The 23,762-nt window shown below is 45.4% G+C and carries 21 protein-coding genes; 12 read left to right on the top strand and 9 right to left on the bottom strand.

Annotated elements, in window-relative coordinates:
• The first annotated feature begins 24 nt into the window (after nucleotides 1-24).
• From FTT68_RS05425 to FTT68_RS05415, 3 genes are all read left to right on the top strand, one after another.
• Nucleotides 25-1,815, top strand: a complete 1,791-nt coding sequence (locus FTT68_RS05425) for a mechanosensitive ion channel (protein ID WP_127798642.1) — start codon at nucleotides 25-27, stop codon at nucleotides 1,813-1,815.
• A gap of 76 nt (nucleotides 1,816-1,891) precedes the next feature.
• Nucleotides 1,892-2,092, top strand: coding sequence for a hypothetical protein (locus tag FTT68_RS05420; RefSeq protein ID WP_180056402.1), 201 nt, complete (start codon nucleotides 1,892-1,894; stop codon nucleotides 2,090-2,092).
• A gap of 133 nt (nucleotides 2,093-2,225) precedes the next feature.
• A complete protein-coding gene (locus FTT68_RS05415; protein WP_168397513.1) occupies nucleotides 2,226-2,372 on the top strand; it encodes a hypothetical protein in 147 nt (48 codons plus the stop codon).
• A gap of 24 nt (nucleotides 2,373-2,396) precedes the next feature.
• Here FTT68_RS05415 and FTT68_RS05410 read toward each other — a convergent pair whose 3' ends face one another.
• The gene (locus tag FTT68_RS05410) at nucleotides 2,397-3,599 is read right to left on the bottom strand and encodes an NAD(P)/FAD-dependent oxidoreductase (RefSeq protein ID WP_016659360.1); all 1,203 of its coding nucleotides are present in this window, start codon (nucleotides 3,597-3,599) and stop codon (nucleotides 2,397-2,399) included.
• Between the two features lie 330 nt (nucleotides 3,600-3,929).
• On the opposite strand from FTT68_RS05410, the gene FTT68_RS05405 reads away from it, so the two are divergent.
• Together FTT68_RS05405 and FTT68_RS05400 are read left to right on the top strand one after the other, a co-directional pair.
• Nucleotides 3,930-6,155: a YncE family protein gene (locus FTT68_RS05405; RefSeq protein WP_180056403.1), complete on the top strand. Its 2,226-nt coding sequence runs from the start codon at nucleotides 3,930-3,932 to the stop codon at nucleotides 6,153-6,155.
• A 262-nt stretch (nucleotides 6,156-6,417) separates the two neighbouring features.
• Entirely contained in the window at nucleotides 6,418-6,747 is a 330-nt protein-coding gene (locus FTT68_RS05400) for a hypothetical protein (RefSeq protein ID WP_104487491.1), read from the top strand.
• 25 nt (nucleotides 6,748-6,772) lie between these two features.
• Here the strand turns inward: FTT68_RS05400 and FTT68_RS05395 are convergent, their stop codons facing one another.
• Complete coding sequence (locus FTT68_RS05395; protein ID WP_180056405.1) at nucleotides 6,773-7,633, bottom strand: 1-aminocyclopropane-1-carboxylate deaminase/D-cysteine desulfhydrase; 861 nt, start codon at nucleotides 7,631-7,633, stop codon at nucleotides 6,773-6,775.
• 160 nt (nucleotides 7,634-7,793) lie between these two features.
• Between FTT68_RS05395 and FTT68_RS05390 the strand changes: the two genes are divergently transcribed.
• Together FTT68_RS05390 and FTT68_RS05385 are read left to right on the top strand one after the other, a co-directional pair.
• Complete coding sequence (locus FTT68_RS05390; RefSeq protein WP_075167144.1) at nucleotides 7,794-8,000, top strand: NF038215 family lipoprotein; 207 nt, start codon at nucleotides 7,794-7,796, stop codon at nucleotides 7,998-8,000.
• A 235-nt stretch (nucleotides 8,001-8,235) separates the two neighbouring features.
• A complete protein-coding gene (locus FTT68_RS05385) occupies nucleotides 8,236-8,859 on the top strand; it encodes a LysE family translocator (RefSeq protein WP_180056407.1) in 624 nt (207 codons plus the stop codon).
• 73 nt (nucleotides 8,860-8,932) lie between these two features.
• Here FTT68_RS05385 and FTT68_RS05380 read toward each other — a convergent pair whose 3' ends face one another.
• The 4 genes from FTT68_RS05380 to metG form a co-directional block, all read right to left on the bottom strand.
• Nucleotides 8,933-10,120 (bottom strand): ammonium transporter, encoded by a 1,188-nt coding sequence (locus FTT68_RS05380; protein WP_016659354.1) that lies wholly within the window; start codon nucleotides 10,118-10,120, stop codon nucleotides 8,933-8,935.
• Between the two features lie 449 nt (nucleotides 10,121-10,569).
• On the bottom strand, nucleotides 10,570-11,541 hold the full coding sequence (locus tag FTT68_RS05375) for an MBL fold metallo-hydrolase (RefSeq protein ID WP_180056409.1): 972 nt from the start codon (nucleotides 11,539-11,541) through the stop codon (nucleotides 10,570-10,572).
• Nucleotides 11,542-11,961: 420 nt separating this feature from the next.
• Complete coding sequence (locus FTT68_RS05370; RefSeq protein WP_045796302.1) at nucleotides 11,962-12,318, bottom strand: hypothetical protein; 357 nt, start codon at nucleotides 12,316-12,318, stop codon at nucleotides 11,962-11,964.
• 218 nt (nucleotides 12,319-12,536) lie between these two features.
• Complete coding sequence (metG, locus tag FTT68_RS05365) at nucleotides 12,537-14,597, bottom strand: methionine--tRNA ligase (RefSeq protein ID WP_180056411.1); 2,061 nt, start codon at nucleotides 14,595-14,597, stop codon at nucleotides 12,537-12,539.
• Between the two features lie 250 nt (nucleotides 14,598-14,847).
• On the opposite strand from metG, the gene apbC reads away from it, so the two are divergent.
• Entirely contained in the window at nucleotides 14,848-16,125 is a 1,278-nt protein-coding gene (apbC, locus tag FTT68_RS05360) for an iron-sulfur cluster carrier protein ApbC (protein WP_168397523.1), read from the top strand.
• Between the two features lie 53 nt (nucleotides 16,126-16,178).
• Here the strand turns inward: apbC and FTT68_RS05355 are convergent, their stop codons facing one another.
• The 3 genes from FTT68_RS05355 to FTT68_RS05345 are packed head-to-tail and all read right to left on the bottom strand — an operon-like array spanning nucleotide 16,179 to nucleotide 19,692.
• Nucleotides 16,179-18,197: a TRAP transporter permease gene (locus tag FTT68_RS05355; protein ID WP_160242910.1), complete on the bottom strand. Its 2,019-nt coding sequence runs from the start codon at nucleotides 18,195-18,197 to the stop codon at nucleotides 16,179-16,181.
• Nucleotides 18,194-18,691, bottom strand: coding sequence for a DUF1850 domain-containing protein (locus tag FTT68_RS05350; RefSeq protein ID WP_005179559.1), 498 nt, complete (start codon nucleotides 18,689-18,691; stop codon nucleotides 18,194-18,196). The genes FTT68_RS05355 and FTT68_RS05350 overlap by 4 nt, the downstream gene beginning before the upstream one ends.
• On the bottom strand, nucleotides 18,691-19,692 hold the full coding sequence (locus tag FTT68_RS05345) for a TAXI family TRAP transporter solute-binding subunit (protein ID WP_180056413.1): 1,002 nt from the start codon (nucleotides 19,690-19,692) through the stop codon (nucleotides 18,691-18,693). Before FTT68_RS05345 ends, FTT68_RS05350 begins: the two co-directional genes overlap by 1 nt.
• A 407-nt stretch (nucleotides 19,693-20,099) precedes the next feature.
• Here FTT68_RS05345 and FTT68_RS05340 point away from each other — a divergent pair, with 407 nt between their 5' ends.
• The 4 genes from FTT68_RS05340 to FTT68_RS05325 all read left to right on the top strand — a co-directional run bounded on the left by FTT68_RS05340 (nucleotide 20,100) and on the right by FTT68_RS05325 (nucleotide 23,747).
• Nucleotides 20,100-20,693 carry a LysE family translocator gene (locus FTT68_RS05340; protein ID WP_180056415.1) on the top strand — a complete coding sequence of 198 codons (594 nt, stop codon included), beginning with the start codon at nucleotides 20,100-20,102 and terminating at the stop codon, nucleotides 20,691-20,693.
• 112 nt (nucleotides 20,694-20,805) lie between these two features.
• On the top strand, nucleotides 20,806-21,375 hold the full coding sequence (gene dcd, locus FTT68_RS05335) for a dCTP deaminase (protein WP_005179553.1): 570 nt from the start codon (nucleotides 20,806-20,808) through the stop codon (nucleotides 21,373-21,375).
• Between the two features lie 244 nt (nucleotides 21,376-21,619).
• Nucleotides 21,620-23,080, top strand: coding sequence for a hypothetical protein (locus FTT68_RS05330; protein WP_180056417.1), 1,461 nt, complete (start codon nucleotides 21,620-21,622; stop codon nucleotides 23,078-23,080).
• 13 nt (nucleotides 23,081-23,093) lie between these two features.
• Nucleotides 23,094-23,747 carry a hypothetical protein gene (locus FTT68_RS05325; RefSeq protein WP_180056419.1) on the top strand — a complete coding sequence of 218 codons (654 nt, stop codon included), beginning with the start codon at nucleotides 23,094-23,096 and terminating at the stop codon, nucleotides 23,745-23,747.
• Nucleotides 23,748-23,762 lie beyond the last annotated feature (15 nt).

Here is a 23,762-nt window from a genome sequence, read left to right as displayed (position 1 = left end):
AGTCATAACAAGAGGGCAAGACATATGAATGATTATTTTGATGGAAACCCGAGAGGTGCAGGCTTCGATGCCATGTACTACTGGGAACAGTTTCATCCCATTTTATCGGCGATTGCCATACTTATTATTGGTTGGATTATTGCATTAATTGTCGGTGCAGCCATTAAAAAAGGCTTAGAAAAGCTGGGCACCAACCAGAAGCTGTCGCATGCCACCGGGCACCGTCCCAATGTAGAAAGTATTCTGTCCAGAGTTGCCTTCTGGATCATCATGATTATCGCGATTATCGCGGCGCTGAATGTGCTGAATCTGACCAGTGTCAGTGGGCCGTTTAGCAATATGATTCAAAGCTTCCTGGTCTTTATTCCCCAGTTGTTGGCAGCCATTGCGGTCGGTTTTATTGCCTGGATTGTCGCAACGCTGGTCAAAATGGGCCTGCAGCGCGTACTGAATCGTACCCAGCTGGATGAAAAGCTCAGTGCCGATGTCGGGGTTAGCCCGATTAGCCGCAATATCAGTGATATTGTGTACTGGTTAATCCTGCTACTGTTCTTGCCAATTGTGCTGTCGATTCTGGGCTTAAACGGCCTGTTGTATCCAGTACAAAACATGGTGACTGAAGCCATTTCTTATCTGCCGAATATCTTTATTGCCGGCGTGATTATTTTTGTCGGTTATATTCTGGCTAAAATTGTCCGTGGTATTGTCGAAGGTTTAATTGGCAGTCTGAATCTGCAACAGCAGGCGCAAAAAATTGGCCTGTTCAAGAACTCTAACTTGCCGAAGCTGGTCGGTTCTTTTGTTTTTGCCCTGATCATCATTACTGCATTAATCATTGCATTTGAAGCCTTGGGTATTGAGGCGATTTCTCAGCCGGCAACCGCCATGCTGCATGAAATCATGTATGCAATTCCGCATATTATTGCCGCCGGTTTAATCCTGATCATTGCCTATGTGGTGTCACGTTTCGTGGCCAATCTGGTGGTTGAAATTATTTCAGGTACGGGTGTCGATGAAATTCCGGCCAAACTGGGCGTACAACGTTTCCTCGGTACCACCAAAGTATCGACCATGGTTGGTTGTCTGATCGTGTTCTTTACCATGCTGTTTGCCGTGTCTGAAGCGGCCAATCGTCTTGGTTTCGAGCAGGTAAGTGGTCTGATTTCCATGTTCATTTACTTCGGTGCCAATATTCTGCTGGGCGCGGTCATTCTTGTGGTCGGTTTCTGGCTGGCGAATGTGGTGGCCAAAGTGGTCGAGCGTGGTGAATACAACAGTTCACGCTGGTTAGCGACGCTGGTACGCGTACTGATTATGGGTCTGGTCGTAGCAATGGGCTTACGTGCCATGGGCATTGCCGATTCTATTGTGAACCTGGCCTTCGGTTTAACCTTGGGTGCAGTTGCGGTGGCCTTTGCTCTGGCCTTTGGTCTGGGTGGCCGTCAACCGGCAGAACGTGTTTTAACCGATCTGATTGATAAAGCCAAACGCGAAGCCAAGCAGCCGAATCCGTTGAAACAGGAGCAGGACAGTGCGGCCAATAGCGGCTTTATGACCCCAGGAGTAAATCCAATGAACAAACAGGACCCGTCACAAGGGACAAATGCCCCAATGACCACGGATTTGTCGAATACCACACCGGCAACGCTGACCACTGCACCGCAGGAAGATGAAGCATCCGGTGCAGATCAGGTTACACCTGATACGCTGAAGGTGGATCCGGCGCATCCGGCCAATAATAATCCGTTTGGTTCAACTGGTGAAAAAGAACCGGATGTCGATGCACATCAACCACGAAAAGATGACCCGAAATAACCTGTCATCTATCTACAAGGTCGATCAAACTGAGTGTTGATCGACCTCGTTTTTTGTTGAAAACTGGAGAAGCAGAATGACGAAAAAGAAAGCGCCTTCTAATCTTTTTGCACCCGTAGTGATTGCAGGGATTACCCTTGGCTTTTTGGCCAGCGCATATAAATTTATTTTTGCCAAAACTCAAAACCAAAACCAAAATCAAAACCAACCCGGCCAGAGCGCTGATGATTCGGGCGATACCGGGCAAGCTGCGACCAAAGTCGATGATGTTGTATAAATGAACAATTTTTTGTTATAGTAAAGCTTCATAAAAAAGGAATAAATATTTCATATATTTTAGATGCTTATATTTAATCTGTATGAAATATTCAGGGAATAAAATCGACGAAAGTCTATTTGGGGAAGACCTTATGTTAAAAATTAGCTTAAAACAATCAGAACAGCCGGTAGTATTACCAAAGCATATTCAGTGCGCCGTGATGAAAATGCAGCAGACTATTTTACGTGTACAACGCCAGAATCATCTGTGCTTATTGCGCACAGATTATCTGGAATAATTCATCCACCAGTTTTATAAACCATCAGACATATTGGGCGGCGGCATGCGCTGACGCCCAGGCCCACTGGAAGTTATAACCGCCTAAATGGCCCGTCACATCCAGCACCTCACCGACAAAATACAAGCCTTTCTGCTTTTTACTTTCCATGGTTTTGGAAGAAACTTCAGTGGTATCGACGCCACCTAAAGTCACCTCTGCGGTACGGTAGCCTTCGGTCCCTGACGGTTTGACTTCAAAGCTATGCAGGCGCGCTGCAATCTGCTCCAGTTTTTCATCACTCAGCTGCCCGATCGCGCTTTCCGCCTGTTCCGGCCAGATCAGCTGTTGCAGCTCTGCCACCACACTTTTCGGTAAATGTTCGGCCAGTAAGGTACGTAACAGCACTTTCGGCTGGCTGGATTTTTTGGCTTTAAAAAACTCGGCTAAATCCACGGCTGGCAGGAAGTCGATATGAAAACTTTGGCCGACATCCCAGTAATTGGATAGCTGCAGCGAACTTGGTCCGCTTAAACCGCGGTGAGTAAACAGCAAGGCTTCGGTAAAGCTGTTTAGCGCATTGGAAAGTGTCGCTTCTACAGCATTACCACTGAGGCGGGTGGTGACTTCTTTAAAACTGTCGGAAAAGGTAAACGGCACCAAGCCGGCACGGGTCGGATAGACATGATGGCCAAACTGCTTGGCAATTTCATAACCGATTCCGGACCCTCCCAGCGTCGGAATGGACAGGCCGCCACTGGCGATCACCACAGATTCTGCCTGAAAATAACCTAAAGTGGTTGCGACCTGAAAACCCAAATCATCTATGGCGGTCATGGCTTTGACTTCACAGCTGGTTTTAATCTCGACCAGACCGGTTTTGTCACACTCGGCCAGCAGCATATTCAGAATGTCTTTGGCGCCATTTAAGGTAAACAGCTGCCCATGTTTACGTTCTTCATAGTCAATGCCATATTCGCAGACCAGCCCGATAAAATCCCAATTGGTATAGCGGCTGAGCGCGGAAATCACAAAATGCGGATTATGTGAAATATAGTTGCTTGGCTCGACATAGAGGTTGGTGAAATTGCATTTACCACCGCCCGACATCAGGATTTTCTTGCCAACTTTATTGGCTTTTTCCAGCACCAATACTTTGCGTCCGCGCTGGGCAGCCATATAGGCGGTCATTAAACCAGACGCACCGGCACCCAAAACTAGAACATCGTATTGATTTGCTGTTGCCATGTTGCACCGAGAGAAAATGAAAGCGGACTATTATAGACTTTATCGTTTGATGATGCCGCATTTTCCAGATTGAAATGTGCGCAGAATATTTACTTTTCCTATAAAGCAGGAATGGTCTATCAATAAACCAAATCATCGTTAGCAAGGCCACATTTTACTGTTTTAAGGTGATTTTTTACGCGGCAAAGTCGTGTTTATTTGATCTGGTTTTATTTTAAAGTTGTTTTAAATCAATAGTTTAGTATTTATTAAAGGGGCATTGTTGTTCAGAATAAATAGCAATTTTTAGACATATTTTTTATGTCATGACTTTGTCTCTTGGGGAACACAATGAATAAAACATTATTAAGCCTGGCGGTAATTTTGAGTATGGCTCTCACTGGCTGCGGTGGCGGCGGTGGCAGTGACAGCAATACGGCAGCATCTTCAAATCCCTCTGCACCGGCTCCTGTGACGCCAACTTCACCTGGTTCAACACCTGATACCACGCCTGTCACTGCCAGTTTGATCAATGACGTTCGCTTTGCAGATCTGGCCACCGAATTTAGTGCCCAGACTTTTGGTCTGGACAGCTGGAATCCGAAAGCGATGGTGGTGCATCAGGATATTTTGTATGTGGCCAATGACAGCGCCGAGGCAAGCATTTTGCGTTATGACCTGAAAGCCAAGCGAGTCTTGAGTTCGATCCATGCCCAGAATATTTCCGGCATTGGTCGGCCGTGGAATCGGTTGTTTGATTTAAGTGTACATAACGACCGCTTATATGCGGCTTCTTATTCGTCTAACCGGGTCGATGTCTTTGATTTAGGCTCAGGCGAACCACAATTTCTGATGTCGTTGGGAACCGGCAGTTGGTCGGGTGATCAGCACAATACCGTGGTGGTGCATCCCATGTCGGTGGCAGCGAATGATCAATATGTATTTGCCACAGATACGCATAGCCGGATTAATGTCTGGAAGCAAAGTGAGATCAGTAGCACCAATCATTTAAAAGCCAAAAAATATGCACGTTTGTCCTTGCCGAACTGTGGTTATAACTGTAGTGCGCGTTTGGAAGCTGTCGGTAATTTGCTGTATGCCAGTTTTAATAATGGCATGAGCTATGTATATGACCTGACTCATCTTGAAGAAGGCGCAACAAACGTGGCGGCGACACGACAGGAAAATGTGGGAACACGGGTATTTCATGCCGCGGATGACCAGCGTTTTTATGCAGCCCATACTTCAGGCCGGATCGACAGTTCAGCTTTACCAAATACGCAAAATCTACAGAATATTTTTCCAGCCGCAGAAGAAAGTTTTTATAAATATCGTACGGCAGGGGCGAGTACCGATCAGCAACTGGCCGGTGCCTTAGATATTCAGGTTAGTCAGGAACATTTATTCAGCCTGTTTAACGGCAAAATTGTCATGATGCCGCTTAAGCGATTGCAGCAGTTCCAGTCCAATACTGCTGCCACAGTCACGGCACTCAAGCAGCAGCAGGCCCAAAGCCGCAGTTATGTGCTGCAAGATGGGGAAAGCTGGGAAACCCTGACCAATGAAAACCTGCGCCATTTTTATATGGATAATATTTTATCGGAAAATTTACAGCATCAGCTTCTGGCCTTGCAAAGCTATAGTGCGGCACCGGTCCGTGATCTGGAAATTCACGCCAGACTGAAAGATACCGAGCAATGGTTTGTGTTGGCCCGCTTGGACCATCTGGATGCTTTTAGCCAGGTCAAACTCAAACTGAATATCAATGAAAATATGCATTTCCCATTGCTGCAGGGCACAGGTTCGGTTCAGCTAAGAAATTTAGGCAACTTCCAGCAGTTACCGGCAGATTTACTCGAGTTAAAAATCAGCTCCGCAACCAATCCGCATGTACAAAAGCTCATGAGTTTAAAGCCGAAATGGAAAATTCATTTTGGCAACTTTGCCCCTGAAACACATGGCAATTGGGGCAAAATTACTCCAGCCTATGCGCGTGAATGGGTGATTATGATTACCAATTTTGCCTATCTGGTGAATAGCCCTGAGTTTAAACACATCTGGTTTAACCATAAAGCGGTCATGGGGCATGACTTCTTTGGCAACAAGGGCCAAGTGGTCGGAGATGGCGGTTACTTTACCGCAGCGGAGTATCAAAAATATTATGATGAGATTATGAACCGTGGCAAAGTGACGCTCGGGGTGACCACCGTGGGCGGCGGTTTAGGTGGACGAAATGTGCTGGGAGTCGATACCTGGCTGTTCTATGCGCATTATTTTAATACCAGTATTGGCATTGTGGGCCATGAGTTCGGCCATCACTGGGGCAGCCACGACAGCGCCTGGGCCAAAGGTGGCTATGGTTTACAGGAAATTAATCAGCAATTGCATCAATATTTACAGCGTAAACAGCGCTTGCCGTATATGGACCCAGAGCTGAATAAATTCCACTTAACGCCACGGGCTGAGCTCTATAACGGGGTCGCAGAAAATATGCGCCGGCCACGTCCGGATTCACATGTGAATCATCTGGAGCGCTATTTTGCCGCCAATCCATTGCCAGAGACCAATCAGCCTTAAGTTTTGATTTTCCTTCCATCCAGTTGAAACTGTATCCGCTGGATGGAAGCCCGATTGAGGACGTCACAACAGATGAACTTTGAATTTCACAGCACATACAGATCATCAACAAAACTTTCATCAGACTTTTTTATGATCTGTTTATATGAAGATGTCGAGCTTCAACTTGACGCAGTTGCACTTTGATTGGCTTAACAATAAACAGAAATGTCGGCTAGGCATCTACATCTGGTATCGGACTTTATAAAAAAGGAAAAAATCAATGAATCAAACCGCGGGGCTGGATCAGCTCAAACAATACAACCTGATCACCTATATTCTGTATATCGCCGGCTTTTTTGTCGGTGTTACGCCAATTATTGCCATTATCATGAATTATTTAAAACGCGCGGAAATGCGTGGTACCTGGCTGGAAAGTCATGTGAACTGGCAAATCAAAACCTTTTGGGTGACGCTGATTGCCTATCTGGTCGGTGCGGTTCTGACCACCATTCTGATTGGTTTTATTGTGCTGTTGCTGGCCTTTATCTGGCATATCTACCGTTTGGTGAAAGGCCTGATGGCGCTAAACAATAACCAGCCGGTATCATAAATAGACTGCACTTGAAGCTAATGCTTTAAAACGCGCGTCCCTGTAGCCCGCCAGTATGGATCAGTAAAATTTTCTGGTCTGGCCCAATTTTATCTTGATCAATCAGATCAAAGATGCCGCGCAGCATTTTGCCGGTATAAACCTGCTCCAGCGGAATATTATAACGCTGCTCAAACGTCTGAATAAACTGGATTAATTCGGGTGTGGTTTTGGCATAACCGCCACAGCAGTAATTATCCAGAATATGCCAGTTGCGTTTGGTCGTGAGCTGCGCGACCTCATGAGTTAAAAAATCACCTTTTAAGGCCGAAAATCCCAGCAATTGCTGATGTTGCTGGCTGGCCTCAATCAACCCGGCAAACGTGCCACCCGTACCGACGGCACAGCAGATTAGATCGAATTGCGCATCTTCCGCTGTCAGAATTTCCCGACAGCCTTGAACCGCCAGCGCATTGGTGCCACCTTCCGGAATCAGATAAAAATCGGGATATTGCTGTTGCAGGTGCTGCAAAAAATCGGGCTGATCTTTCTGGCGATAGGCATTGCGGGAGATAAACTCCAGCTGCATGCCAAATTGCTGCGCCGTAGCCAAGGTTGGGTTTAGAGGACGCTGCGCCAGTTCTTCACCGCGAATCATGCCTAGACTCTGAAAACCAAACTGGTGTGCGGCAAAAGCGGTTGCAGCAATATGATTGGAATAGGCTCCGCCAAAGGTCAGTACTTTTTCAAACCCCTGTTGCCGGGCGGCCAGCAGGTTGTATTTCAGTTTAAAAAACTTGTTGCCCGAAATCTGCGGATGAATCAGATCCAGCCGCTTGATGCTGATGCGCTGGTGGCGATATTCAATGTGCTGATAAGGCACCTGCTGGGCAATAGAATCAAACATAGACAGAACGGAACGTTTTTGACAATTCTAACTGAAAACGGGGCGCGGTCAGTAAAGACATTTAAATAATCTCTCACGATAAAAGCCGGATCGGGCTTGCATAAAAATAGTAACTGTGCAAAAAATAAACGGATAGACTTTGCAGAAAGGGAGAATAATGATGAAAAGAATCATCTTCCTGCTTATTTTAATCCAGGGCGCTTTACTGGCGGCTTGTGACCCGACCAGAGATTTAAACCAGCCCAAAACGGAAGAAACACGCAGCATGATTATTGGCGGTGTGCCGGTGCATGATCAGGATTATCTGCTGCCCAAGCAAGAAGCGAGTGTGAGGCCAGAGCAGACCGATCCATCACAGATTTATTAATATTGTATTTAATTGATGATCTTGAAAAGCGCTCAGGCCATGCTGGTATCTGGGCGCTTTTTTATGGCAAGCAAATTTCAGCGGATTGATTAAAATACGGAGTGAATTTTATAAGGTCAATGCAAATATTTGTAGTGAAAAATATCGTGAAAATCAAAACAACTGGTAAAAAATAGGAAGATATTCAAAGCACTTGCTTGTAAAATGCCGGCAGATCATTGTATTGGATAGGACTGTGGAATCCGTTTTTATTTTGGGATCAATTGCGCTGGCATTGATGTTGGGGGCCATGAGTCCGGGGCCAACATCAATTTATGTGGCGAAAAACTCGATTGCGATTTCACGTCAGCATGGTCTGTTTACCGCGCTGGGCACCGGTTTGGGCGCAGCCATCTTTGGTTTGCTTGCGGTGCTGGGCTTACAGGCCTTTTTACTGGCTGTGCCATCGGCTTATCTGGCCTTAAAAATTTGTGGCGGTTTATACCTGCTGTGGCTGGCATTTAAAATTATTAAACATGCCAAAGACCCGATTCAGGCCGATCATGCTGCCGGCACGCAAATGTCCTTACGCCGTGCTTTTATGACCGGTCTGATTACCCAATTGTCGAATCCTAAAATTGCCATTGTGCTGGCCAGTATTTTTACCGCGCTATTACCCAAAGAGATTCCGCTGTATTTTTATTTTGTCCTGCCTATTCTGTGTTTCTTTATTGATGCCGGCTGGTGTTCCTTGCTGGCGGTGGCACTATCGGCGGAAAAACCGCGCGCAGTCTATTTAAAGTTTAAAAAAATGTTTGATCGTGCGGCCGGTGTGGTGATGACGCTATTGGGGCTAAAACTGATTTTTGGTATGAAATAGATGGCTTAAATTGTGTTGATCGTTGATCAACATATCTCAAAAAAGCCTCCGTTTTGTCGGAGGCTTTTTTATCTTAGAACATATTTTCTTCAGAATTGGCAGAAATCCGGTGGATGGATAAATCTGCGCCATTAAATTCTTCTTCCTGACTTAAACGGATGCCCATCAGCAGTTTCAGTACGCCGTAAACCAGGAACCCCCCGGCCAGCGCAATCAGAATTGCCAGCGCTGTGCCGAACAGCTGGGAGATCAGGGATACGCCCCCCATACCACCGAGCCATTGCTGCCCAAAGATGCCAACTGCCAGCCCACCAAAAGCACCACATACGCCATGCAATGGCCAGACACCAAGCACATCATCAATCTTGAGTTTATTCTGGGTATAGGTGAAGAGTTTGACAAACATAATCCCGGCGATGCCGCCAATCACAAAGGCACCGAGTGGATGTACCACATCGGAGCCGGCGCAGATGGCCACCAGACCGGCAAGTGGACCATTATGTAAAAAGCCCGGGTCATCTTTGCCTGCAATTTTAGCGGCTATTGTGCCCCCGACCATCGCCATTAAAGAATTGATCGCTACCAGTCCGGAAATGGCATCCAGACGCTGGGCACTCATCACATTAAAGCCAAACCAGCCGACAATTAAAATCCAGGAACCCAAAGCCAGAAAAGGAATAGACGAGGGCGGATGCGCACTGATACGACCATCTTTTTTATAGCGCCCATAACGCGCGCCCAGCAGAATCACCGCGGCCAGTGCAATCCAGCCCCCCATGGCATGTACCACCACCGAACCGGCAAAATCATGGAAACTGGCACCAAAGCTGTGTGCTAGCCAGAGTTGCAGACCAAAGTTGCCATTCCAGATCATCCCTTCAAAAAATGGATAAATCAGCGCCACCAGAAATAAGGTCGCCAAGGCCTGCGAACGCATTTTGGCACGTTCGGCAATCCCACCAGAAATAATGGCCGGAATCGCCGCTGCAAAGGTCAGCAGGAAAAAACAGCGCATCAGGTTGTAGCCATGATCGGCCGCCAGAGTGGTCGAGCTATGGAAAAAATGCTGGCCATAGGCAATGTAATAGCCCACCAGAAAATAGGCCACCGCAGAAATGGCAAAGTCCGTGAGAATCTTGCTTAGGGCATTGACCTGATTTTTATGCCGAACGGTGCCGAGCTCTAAAAATGCAAATCCGGCATGCATGGCCAGTACCAGCACTGCACCAAGAAGGAGAAATAATAAGTCGATATTTGGCATTGTGCGTTCCAATTGAGTGCACGGGATCAGGAAAAGAAGCTCAGTATATCGAGGCGAATAGATTGTAAAAGAGGGGCAGACTGCGGAAATTTTGATGAAGAATTTCGTGAAATGAATAAGACTCGATATAAAGCACAGTGCGGTTTTTTGCACCAAATCAAGTCTTTTTTAAACGCTGTAAAACTCAATATTATTGGCTATTTTTGAAGGATTTAAATTGATTGATACAAAGATGTGCAGCAGTTTGTATGTTTACGGTGCATTTTGAAACAGGCTGGACTGTTTAGAAAATTTTAAAAATTAAGGCGAAAATTGCTGCGAGGGCTAATGTGGTTGCGTGTAGGAACAGAAAAAGTGCGAAAGAATAGCAAGGAATACTGGATGTAAAACAGCAGAACCCCATTAGCGGGGTTCTGTTTATAAAACTGACTTAGCTCAAGAGAACTGAGTTATTCGGTAAAATGTACTGGAATCCATTGATAGCTTTTGCCATCTTTTGAATAAATATGGCCGATGCCCGGGAATGGTAAATGCGCGGCCGCAATGGTCTGACCGTCTTTGGCATATTCAGCAAAATGCTTGAGACGAGTGGCGACCGCCGCTTTCGGGTCAATATCGAACTCAATGGCGGTTTCAGGCTTATCAAACTGAATGGTATGCGAATGTACAATATCACCAATAAATACCAGTTCCTGCTGCTCATGCTTTAATTTAAAACTGTAATGTCCCGGTGTATGCCCGAATGACGGTTTAAACTCGACACCACCAAATGCTAAAGATTTGTCTGAAAAGACTTTAATATTTTTCGCTTTTTCATAAGGTGCTAAAGCCGCTTTGATTTTTTCCACCGTACCCAAAAAGCCAGCCTGTTTATCTTTAGGCAGTTTTTTTACAGTATTGGGGTTGAGCCAGAAATCATATTCAGTTTTGGCAATATGCAAGGTCGCATTTGGATAATTGGCTACACCATTATTTGAGATGCCACAGACATGGTCAGGGTGTAAATGTGTCAGGAAAACGCCATTCACTTGTTCAGGCTGATGGCCTGAGGCTTTTAAATTGTTATAGATTGAACCTAAGTGATCGCCAAAACAGCTGGCTGCACCGCTATCAACCAGATAAAGCTGACTGCCGGTATTGACCAAAAAGGCATTGACGGAGGTCTGGATGCCTTTGGCTTGATCGGCATAGTATTTTTTCAGAATCTCGCTGACTTCCTGATCTGCCGCACCTTTAAATTGTGAGCGGTTGAGATAGTTGGTGCCATCGAGCAGGGCGGTAATCTGGTAAGGCCCAAACTGATGCTGATAATAGCCCACGACCTGTTTTTGTTGGGGGATGGTTGGCTCAGCCGCTTGGACTGTGGTGAAAGTTGTAGTGCTTAGGGTTAGAGCGAGAAGGATTGGTTTTAAAGTTTTCATGGGTTCTTATAAGTTTTGAAGTGATACATCTTTTTATCATATTTATTGGTGAAATTTACCACTAGTTGAAAGCTTCTTCTCTTGCGCCATAGATGACTCAGGGAGAAGGTTGGGGTGAGGGTTATTAACACTATTTTGTTATGTGCTTTACTTTTGATCTTTCAAAAGTAAGGGAATAATTTTCAGACCTCTCCCTAACCCTCTCCTAAAAGGAGAGGGAATATATCAATATTGATTTAATAAAGGATTCTCCCTCTCCCTATGGGAGATGAGAAGCACTGCTTCGTAAGGGTGAGGGGATAGATAATTAGAGAAATTAGCCTTACTTTTGTCAGGGAGATGAGAAACACTACTTCGCAAGGGGAAGTTAACAATAAAAAAAGCCCCTACATGAGTAAAGGCTCTATAAATCACAAAGACTTACTTATTACATGCAGGCTGTGAACGGTCAATAATTTGAGTACCTTCTACACGGTAACCAATTTGACCCACGAGGAATGCTTGGTTCAGTTGAGTAATGACAACATCTGAAAGTGCCACAGCACAAGAGTCTTTTTCAATTGCACGATCAATAGCAGTTTTGAAATTAGGAATACCTAAAGGGAATAGTACAACAGGAACTTTATCTTCCCCTTTCACACGTTCACCTTTTACAAATTGGTTTGAGTTTAAATTATAGTTTTTGGTAGATGCTACAGTCATATCTGCCATACGAACTGAACAGCCAGTAAATACAATTGTTGACATTGCCAGAACTGAAACTAGTAATTTTTTCATATATACCCCGAATAATTATAAAGATAAAAGCGAGTAGATTTTATATTTAAAGAAATAAAAATCAACAATTTAATTTTAAATTTTGATCTAATTGGAGGTGAGGTTAGAGGTGCTAAACTGAGTTTTTAATAGAACTGTATTATATGAATCTTTAAAGCTTTTCATTTATAAAAAAAGCCCCTACAACGTAGAGGCTTTTTCTCATCTTAATCTAACAATTAAGACACTTTATCACCCGGCTTCGCGCCAGATTCAGGTGAAATCACCCAAACACCGTTGCCATTGCCCGCAGCGAGTACCATACCGTTTGAAATACCAAAACGCATCTTACGTGGTGCAAGGTTCGCCACCATCACCACCAATTTGCCTTTTAAGTCTTCAGGCTTATAGAACTCACGAATACCGCTAAATACGTTACGTGGTTCAGCTTCACCTACATTTAACGTCAATTGAAGAAGCTTGTCAGAACCTTCAACGTGAGCTGCTTCTAAAACTTCAGCCACACGCAGGTCAACTTTCATAAAGTCTTCGATACCAATAATTTCAGCTTCACCGACTTTAGGTTCTGGCTTTTTCTCAGCTGCTTTCTTCTCTTTTTTCTTTTCCGCTTTTGGCGCTTCAGCAGGCGCAGCCAAAGAATCTTTAGATGCATCCACCATCGCTGCGACTGCTTTCGGGTCAACACGTTGCATGAGCGGTTGGAACAATGCAATTTCATGTGCAAGCAGAATCTGCTGACGCGATGCAAAGTTAAAGCTGTCTAACTGTAAGAACGCTTGAACTTGTTCTGCCAATGTTGGAAGTACAGGTGCAAGATAAACCGCCAATTGACGGAATAGGTTGATCCCGACAGAACACACATCATGCACTTGCTGTTCTTCGCCTTCAATTTTCGCAAGCGCCCAAGGCTTTTTCTCATCAATGTATTGATTGGCTTTATCAGCAAGCGCCATGATTTCACGAATCGCTGTTGAGAATTCACGTGCTTCGTATGCTTGCGCGATTGAATCACCAGCGTCAATAAAGCTTTGCACCAGTTCAGGCTCGGCACAGGTTGCACTTAACTTGTTATCAAATTTGGTGTTGATGAATTTGGCACAACGGCTGGCAATATTCACTACTTTACCCACCAAGTCAGAGTTTACTTTCTGCACAAAATCATCCAGATTCAGGTCAGAATCTTCAACTTTATCAGACAGTTTAGAGGCAAAGTAGTAACGTAAGTATTCCGGATTCAAGTGCTGTAAATAGGTTTCTGCTTTAATGAAGGTGCCGCGAGATTTCGACATCTTCTGACCATTTACAGTCAAGAAACCGTTTACAAATAAACCGGTTGGGGTGCGGTAGTTGGCACCTTCCAGCATTGCTGGCCAGAACAGCGCGTGGAAATAGACAATATCTTTACCAATGAAGTGATAGACCTCATTGTCAGAATCTTTTTTCCAGTAATCATCAAAATTCAGGTCTGGACGTTTGGTTTTGACGTAGTTTTCAAAGCTCGACATATAGCCAATAGGTGCATCAACCCAAACGTAGAAATATTTATTTGGCGCATCCGGAATTTCAAAGCCGAAGTAAGGTGCATCACGGGAGATGTCCCAATCGTTCAGGCCATTGTCAAACCATTCATCTAACTTGTTGGCAATTGATACCGGCAAACGGCCTTCATCACGGGTCCATTTTTGCAGGTATTCACCAAAGTTTGGCAATTTAAAGAAGTAGTGATCCGATGATTTTTCAATCGGCGTGGCACCGCTTAACGTCGATTTCGGATTTAACAGTTCAGTGGCGTTATACGTGGTTCCGCAGACTTCACATGAGTCGCCGTACTGATCTTCGGCTTTACATTTCGGGCAGGTGCCTTTAATGAAACGGTCCGACAGGAACATGCCTTTTTCCGGGTCGAACAGTTGTGTCACAGGACGAACGGCAATATTGCCGGCATCACGGTTCTTGAGATAAATTTCTTGCGCGCGCGCCTTGTTGGTGTCGCTATGGGTGGAATCATAATGATCAAAATCGACCTTAAAGCCGGCAAAATCACGCATATGTTCGGCCTGAACATTGGCAATCTGCTGTTCTGGTGAAATACCGTTGGCTTCAGCACGTAGCATGATGGCGGTACCGTGAGCATCATCCGCACAGACATAAGTCACTTCATGGCCCATTGCACGCATGGCACGAACCCAGATATCTGCCTGGATATAACCGAGTAAGTGGCCCATATGGATTGGACCATTGGCGTATGGAAGGGCGTTGGTGACTAAAATTTTACGCACGGATTAACTCTCTCATTCGTATTCATTATGCAATGTCCGCGATTTTACCTTAGATGATGCAGGCTTGCACAAGGGAATCGGTGAATTCTTTTCAGGACCGGATAAAATCTGCATTTCTGTGCCGAAAAAACAGAAAAAACCAAGTCTTTGACTAAGATTTATAATTCCTGTGGCTGCGCTGGCTTAACCTTCGTTTAAATACCCGTTAAACTAGGGCATTCGGTTGTATATCCAGATTTGGAGTAACTTTATGTCGTGGCTTTCTTCACTAAAATCGGTCTTTGCTCCTGCACAGGAGGTGAAAGAGGAAGAAATCCAGAAGGTACTGCAAAACTATGTACTTCCTGCTTCCCAAAACGCACTCAAAGAGCGTATTTCTCAGGTCAATGTACAGGGACAAATCCTGCAATTAACCATCAATACTTATCCGGAAGAAAAACAGTATTTGCAGCAGATTCATGATGAACTAGCCGATGCACTCGAGCAATGCGGCATCAAGGAACTGAATCTGCATGTGGTGCAGCAAAAAACCGGGGCGAAAAAAGAGGGCGGCTGTGGTCATAACCATGCCGAAGGTGAAAGCTGTTCCAGCAAGCCACAAGTTGCAGCAAAATCCAGTCTGCCACCTGTGGTCGATGCTTCGGCAAGTTCAGATGCGCTCAAGCAAGCCAATGCCAACTATCAACCCCAGCAAGAAGAAGCGCCAATTCAAAAAGCTGCACCGCAGCAGCGTGATGTGTCAAAACATCCACGTATTCAAAACGTAATTCTGGTGTCATCCGGTAAAGGTGGGGTTGGAAAATCAACCACTACCGTTAATCTGGCCTTGGCGATGCAACAGTTGGGTCTGAAAGTGGGTGTATTGGATGCCGATATTTATGGCCCGAGTATTCCAACCATGCTCGGCAATGCCGGCCAAACCCCGATGATTGAAGCCGAGCATTTTGTGCCTTTAGATGCTTATGGGATGGCGGTGCTGTCGATTGGTCATTTAACTGGTGATCATAATACCCCGGTGGCTTGGCGTGGACCAAAAGCTACGGGTGCCCTGATGCAGTTATTCAATCAGACCTTGTGGCCAGATTTAGATGTACTGGTGATTGATATGCCGCCGGGAACCGGTGATATCCAGTTAACCCTGGCGCAGCGTATTCCGGTCACTGGTGCCGTAATTGTCACTACACCGCAAAACGTAGCCTTAATGGATGCGACCAAAGGCATTGAGCTGTTTAACCGTGTACAGATTCCGGTGATAGGTGTGATTGAAAATATGTCGACGCACATCTGTTCTAACTGTGGTTTTGAAGAGCAAATTTTTGGGACCGGTGGTGGCGATCAACTGGCCGAGCAATACGATATTCCATTACTGGGCCGTTTGCCGCTGAATGTACAGATTCGTGAAAATGCCGATGCCGGTAAACCGTCTGTGATTGCCGAAGATGATGCAGCCGACAGCTATCGGGAAATTGCCCAGAAAATCATGGATAAACTGCCAAAAGCAGACAAAGACCAGAACCGGATTTTTTAATTCTGTAATGTAGTGAATAGAAAAAAGCTCAATCTTCAGATTGGGCTTTTATTTTAGGCAGATGATAAACCGGATGGCGTCGATTTTTGCTTTCTGGCTTGCAGCACATTAACAGCCACTGCAATCACCACCATGATGGTACCGGCAATATCGGTATAGGTTTCCGGAATAATCATCATTAAGGCACCCACCCCCATGAAAATTCGCCAGAACCAGTTTAAACCGGTTTTGAAATAGCCCTCGACCGCCGCGCCCAAGGCTAGAATCCCAATAACCGAAGTCACGGTAATGCTGACAATGGTGGTCCAGGCCGGGAAGGCAAATTCACGCGCATTAACGGCCACATTGGTGGTATCAATCATCAGCATGGCCGGGTTATATACAAACAGGAACGGCACAATAAAACCGGCCAGTGACAGTTTCAGTGCCTGAAAACCGGTCCGCATCGGGTCGCCGCCAGCAATCCCGGCACCGGCAAAGGCGGCCAGCGCCACTGGCGGGGTGATATTGGCAAACAGACCAAAATAGAACACAAACATGTGCGCTACCAAGGTCGGAATATCAAAATGGGCCAAGGCTGGTGCAGCCATGGTCGCGGTAATGATATAGGCCGGAATTGAAGGCAGGCCCATGCCCAGAATCATGGAAGCCAGCATGGTAAAGAACAGGGTCAGGAACAGGCTGCCCGCACCAATACTCATAATAGATGAGGTCATGACGGTACCGAAACTGGTCAGGCTGACCACCCCAATGATAATCCCGACCACCGCACAGGCCGCCATCACCGATAAGGACTGCCGGGCACCATCGGCCAGGGCATCCAGAATCTCCCGAATTCCCATGCGGGTAGATTTTCTAAAGGCTGCCACAATAACCGTAAGCACAATGGTATACACCGCGGCATAACTGACCGGAATTGACTGGAACAGGAAAAACACCAGCGCCACAATCGGAATCAACAAATGTCCGCGCTCTTTTAGCACTTCTTTAACCCGAGGTAAATCTGCTTTGGGTACCCCTTTTAGGTTGTCTTTCCCGGCACGAAAATGGACTTGGGCCATCACGCCTAAATAATACAACAGCGCCGGCAGGGTCGCGGCTAGGGCGATGGTGCCATAACTGACGCCGGTGGTTTCCGCCATAATAAAGGCACTGGCGCCCATCACTGGCGGTAAAATCTGTCCGCCGACTGAAGCACTGGCTTCCACCGCGCCGGCAAAATTTTTGTGATAACCAATCTTTTTCATCAGCGGGATGGTAAAGGAACCGGTACCGACCACATTGGCCACTGCCGTACCATTAATACTGCCCATAAAGCCACTGGAAATAACCGCCACCTTGGCCGGGCCACCCTGTTTATGCCCGGCCAGGGCCATGGCCAGATCATTAAATAATTTGCCCATCCCCGATTTGGCCAGAAAGGCGCCAAATAAAATAAACAGGAAAATGAAAGTCACCGATGCGCCAATCGCCGATGAATACAGGCCTTCGGTTTTCAGATACATCTGCCCGAAAATATCACTCACGGTATAAGGCCGGGTCAGCAACCGTTCTGGCATCCAGTTAAAATGACTGATAAAAGGATAAGCTAGGAAAATCAGCCCGAGAATTGGCAGCATCCAGCCCATGACCCGTCGTGCTGCTTCGACCACCAGCACCACGGTCATAATTGAAAACACAATATCCAGCACATTGGGAATCCCGCCGCGAGTGGTCATAATGGCCTGATATTCTTTCCATAAATATAAAAATGAAGCGAGAGAGGCGAGGGCCAGAATCCAGTCGAACCAGGCCACATGCTGGCGGGAACTGGACTGTCGTGCCGGATAAAGTAAAAACACCAGTACCAGACCAATGGCCACGTGCGCCGAGCGTTGTAGCAGTTCTGGAAGCGGGTTAAAGGTAATAAACAGATGAAACAGCGAATAGCTGATGGCAATCGCAGCAATAAACCAGCTGACCGATTTGCTAAGAGGTTGGCGCGTGACCGATTCCCGGTCAAATTTTTCCAGCAGGGCCTGCTGTTCTTTTTCATCCAGCTGTTCAATGGTTACTTTTTCTTGTTGTGTCATACGCAGTCTCCTTGACCCCACCATTTCCAGAACGGTCGTTGCTGTACCGAAAAATGCACCACCGTGTAATCAGGAAAATCTTCGGCAATGGGCCAGCGTTTCTGATTGATCTGGAGCTGTCCTTGCATACGGCGTGAAATGGTCCAATGTAATTCTTTTAAATGATGATTGACCTGCATACGTACCTGGCCATTGGCTTGGCGCAGCACAGGATAATGATCCGGTGTACCGGCACCAAAGGACACCAGGTCGGTATGCGTTAAAATAAAATGCTGATCTTCACGCTGATAATGTTCCTGCCAGCGGGTTTTTTCTACCGAATGTTGCCACTGCAACTGAAACTGTTGCGGGCGAATCACACAGCTGGTGTTAGGACCTTTGTGACTCTCTTCAATCTTGACTAAGGTATAACTTTGCGGAAACCACAGGCCGAGCAGGATGACCAGCATCAACAGAAAAAGTGCAGCCCAAACTGCACTTTTGTAGCTGAACATTAAGGTGCTGCCACCTCATCATAATAACGTTTCGCCCCCGGATGCAGCGGTGCAACCAGACCTTGCTGGGCTTTTTCCAGGCTAATATCGGTAGCGGCCTGATGGGCATTGGCCAAATTGCCTAAATTGTCAAAGAAGGTTTTGGTCAGCTTATACACATCATCTTCAGACAGGTCGGAACGTACCACCAAGGCATTCATAATGGCTGCGGTCTGCACATCTTCTGCATTGCCATACGTGCCTTTTGGAATTGCCATTGGCAGGAAGTAAGACTGGTTCTGGGCAATCTGTTTGACTTTATCTGCATTAATACTCACCAGTTGCAGATCAAAACTCTGTTGTAGTTCCATCAATGATGAATTTGGAATACCACTGGTCAGGAAGGCCGCATCCAGTTTGCCACCTTTTAAGGCATCGGCGGCTTCGGCATAACCTAGGTAATCGACTTTGACATCGTCATAGCTAATCCCAAAACCATTCAGCAGGGTACGCGCATTAACTTCCACCCCGGAGTTTTGTGCACCCACGGCAATACGTTTGCCTTTTAAATCTTCAATAGAGCGAATCCCGGATTTTTTTGAAGCCACAATCTGCACATAGTTAGGATATAAAGCCGCAATTTGCTGCACATTGCCAATTTTATCTTTAAAGCTGCCTGTGCCCTGAATGGCTTCGGTCAGACTATCACTCATCACAAAAGCCATTTCGACTTTATTCTGTTTTAGCAGGTTCAGGTTTTCAACCGAAGCGCCGGTGGTCTGGGTTTTGGAGTTAACGCCGTAGGTTTTGTTATACAGTTCGGCCAGACTGGTCCCGATCACGTTATAGGGACCGGAGGCACCACCCGTGGCAATACTGACAAAACGGGTTTGCAGTTTGTCGGCAGCAGCGGCACTGCTTTGTGGATCGGCCTGGGTGTTGTTCTGGCCCGGATCATTGGAACAAGCACTTACACCAGCTAAGGCCAGCGTCAGTAAGGTCAGTTGCGTCCATTTTTTCATTGACTTCTCCTGTGATTATTATCGTCATCCATTGTTGAAATATTGAAAGATTTCAAACTTAAAGCTGGTTCTGGTTATTCTGATTAAGGCAGCTTGTTGAGTTAAAAATTAACCGAATAATTTGAACTTGAACAGTTTTTTTACGCATTTATACAATTAGAGGTGGGTAAAAATGGACTAAAAACTCTTGATTTATTGGAGATGAACGGCCCAGTTTTGATGACTGTTATATATTCTTTAATATGTTTTTAAGTTTATGATAATTAATAATAAATATATTGTAATTGACTGTGTTTTTAGTTGAGGAATTCCTCTGTTTTGCTGCACAATGAGGCCAGTTACAATTTATTTTTTGCCTATGCCTTGCAACTCCATTACATTTGCAGCATTCGCGCATGAGGCTGGCTATGATTTCATGGTTTTTTATTGGTTTGGTGATCACCATCTTGTTGACACCTGGTCCAACCAACACCTTGCTGGCCTCTTCCGGAATTCAGGTCGGCATCCGTAAATCTTTTCATTTAATTCCCGCCGAAGCCTTTGGTTATCTGATTTCCATTACTCTATGGGGCATGCTAATCGGGCAGGTGTCGAGCCAGTTACCGTTATTGCCCACTGTGCTAAAACTGTTTAGTGCGGTTTATATCATTTATCTGGCCATCAAGTTGTGGCGTACTGCCAATGTCGAACAGCAGTTTCAGCAGCCGACCATTCGCGCGCGTGAAGTGTTTGTGGCCACTTTACTAAATCCGAAGGCCTTGCTGTTTGCTTCTGCAATTTTTCCGGCCATCGCCTGGACCAGCGCCGCACATTATGTGGCACATATTCTGATGTTTCTGATCCTGATTATTCCCATTGCATTTTTCTGGACCCTGATTGGTTCCTTTTTGGCCAGCAATAAAATCCGCTGGCTTAATCCGGCCAATCTGCAAAAAACAGCATCCTTGCTGCTGTTCAGTTTTTCAATTCCATTAAGTTATTCAGCGCTTTTAAGGCCTTAAACGCCTCATCTACAGCGGGCAGAAAAGTTGACTTCATGCCTGCTTATTTCCATTGGTGCCGATTTCAGTTAAAGTACAGCGCAGTAAAACATTCGCTTTTGGATAGAAATAAATGGCAATTAAGTCTGATCGTTGGATTCGCGAAATGAGCGAAAAACACGGCATGATTGAACCGTATGCACATAATCAGGTTCGATTTGATGAAAATGGCAACAAACTGATTTCCTATGGCGTTTCAAGTTATGGTTATGACGTCCGTTGTGCACGTGAATTTAAAGTATTCACCAATGTTCATTCTGCCATTGTTGATCCAAAAAACTTTGATGAAAAAAGCTTTATTGATATCGAATCGGATGTCTGCATTATTCCACCAAACTCGTTTGCCTTGGCGCGTACAGTTGAATATTTCCGTATTCCACGTAATGTTTTAACCGTGTGTCTGGGCAAATCGACCTATGCGCGCTGCGGTATTATTGTCAATGTCACGCCGCTCGAACCAGAGTGGGAAGGGCATGTGACCTTGGAATTCTCTAATACCACCAACCTGCCTGCACGTATTTACGCGGGTGAAGGCGTTGCACAGATGCTGTTCTTTGAATCAGACGAAGTGTGTGAAACCTCCTATAAAGATCGTGGTGGTAAATATCAGGGCCAAACCGGGGTAACCTTACCGAAAGCCTGATAGTGGAAACTTAAAATAAAAACAAGCGAGCCGTTGTGCTCGCTTGTTTTTTCTCCAATTCATTCATCGGAAAAACGGGCTTTTTGGCCTGTATTTTTTTGCAATTGATAAATTATTACGCATAATGAACAACAATTATGACTTGGTAATCGCATGTTTTTAAGGATAAAAACACATAAATAAATAGCCAAGTTCTGGATAAATAAAAGAATGATGCGGAGCATCTGGGAATAGGATGGTCGAGATGACTGAATATGGAATTGGCCTAAATTTTAGAAAAAGTTGCTTAGCTGCCTTGGTCGGGATGTTGCTAAGTTCTCCTGCATATGCTTTACAGAATCTATCCGATGAACATCTGGCAAATACCACAGGTGAAGGGATTGCCTTGCTTCCTGAAAATTTCAAAATGGTATTTCAGCGCCCGGATGATGTGTCTGCGGCATCAAGTTATACCCGTAATCTCGATAATCCGGAACAATATGACACCGGTTTTATTCGCATCATTCCGGTAGGTGAAAATTACGATAATTTAACCCTCAGTCAGACTGATGCTGCCAATCAAAGAACCAAAGCGGATATTTTTATTTATGGTCTGGCGCTCTCTGAAACCAATAACAATATGAACCAGCGCTATAGTAATCAGGGGTTTGATTGGGGCAGTGCTGCGAATCCCTGGTTATTTCGCGCTGGTACAGCCGAAAATATCCGTCAATTTGACAGTACGAATGCAGCGGCCGATATCAGTTATATTTCTTTAGAAGCTCCTTTGGCCAAAGTGGATGCTGATGATCAGGACAATAATATTAAACTTGGGCTTTGGTTAGATGCTTTTTCACGCAGCTGGAACTCAAGTAACAAGGTGGACCCAATTACGGGGGCACCTGTCACGACCGATGCGGTCAATGATCCTGACTTATTAAAAAATCAGCGAATTCGTTTGCAATTGGTGGCCAATGGTCTAAGCCTAAGTGGTTCACAGGTTCGACTGTTTCAAACCATGCCTTCTACCAATGCGGTAGAAAGTCAGACTTTAGGTATGGCCAGTCTTATCCGTCTGAATACCAATGATAATCCTGAAGCTCTAATTTATGAAAATACCCAGGCCAATAAAGAACTGCTCAATGCCAGAGGTTTGCGTATAAGTACAGCAACCCTCAATGATGGTACCGCGGTTACGCCTGCACTCGACCGTTCTTTAGCCCCAATTTTCCATGCTGAAGAGGGTTTGTATTTGTATAGCCCTAACATCAATTTAGTGCTCGGCAATATGCACCAACCGTTTATTTTGGGCTCGGAAGGTCAGAATATTATTTTAGAAGTGACCCGCATTCCGAATGTCCCTGAAATTTATAAACAGATTTATACCTATTATGCCGATATTGATGGCGATAACACCGAGATCAACCCTGCTGACTATAAAGGCTCAACCTGTAATGTTGCTTATTGTGGCTCTAATATTTCCCAAGTACTTTCAGGGGCAGGAACCACCAACTATCAGGGAACCAATGCAACACATAGCAGTATTTCAATTGGTAGTGTGACACGTGATCCGACCACGAATCTGTTAAAAGCCAACACTGCGAGCGATTCTACCGGTGTGGTATTTAGAAGCCCGCATGCAACTACAGCACCTGTGAACTTGGGCTCGGTGGCAATTGATGGTGTGCTGATCCAGCACTTGAAGTTTAAGACCACGGGACTATAAGAGGGAATTTGAGATGCTGAAAAAAATCTGTTTTCCACTGGCTCTTTGTGTCAGCACATTCAGTTCTGCTCAACTGGTCAGTTTAAATCAAGATGAACTGTTAAATACGGTCGGGCAGGGCGGTGCCGATTTAAGCTGGACGCTTTCTTTAAACCATAAATATGCCAATGACATGAGTCTCAAGAATATTTCCGAACTCAGTAATGGTGAGGTCACTACGGCAAATTATCAGTATGAATGTAGCAATGATGTGTTATGCCGTTTTGCTTTTTCTCCCAATAATCATCGTGATGAAAATGGTCAGAAGTGGCTGGTGTTTAAACAGATTCAAGGCACGATTCAGATTGATAAATTCTCCTTGGAAGGCACCACCATTATTAATAAGGATAAAAATCCACAAACAGCGATGCTGCTTAAATTTTATGATAAGCATCCTCTGAAAATCAGGAATCTAGGTTTTGCGAGTCTGGCGGTTGAGTCAGGTAATGAAGGTTATTTAAACAATACCCGATATACCACCTATAACAATGGTTCTCAGGTTCCTTCATTTGATCAGGGACAGGAACAGGGATTTATGGGACTGAATGTTCATGGCAACTTGCATCTGTCAGGAGATATCAAAATTTTCAGTTATAACTGCTCAGGAGCTGCAACCAGCCGCTGTTAAGCGTTGGGATTTCAA

The organism is Acinetobacter sp. Q85-2 (assembly GCF_013420555.1).
In the GTDB taxonomy this organism is placed as follows: domain Bacteria; phylum Pseudomonadota; class Gammaproteobacteria; order Pseudomonadales; family Moraxellaceae; genus Acinetobacter; species Acinetobacter indicus.
The sequence above is the reverse complement of the archived record's forward strand: the minus strand, read 5'-3'. Positions and strand labels throughout refer to the sequence as shown.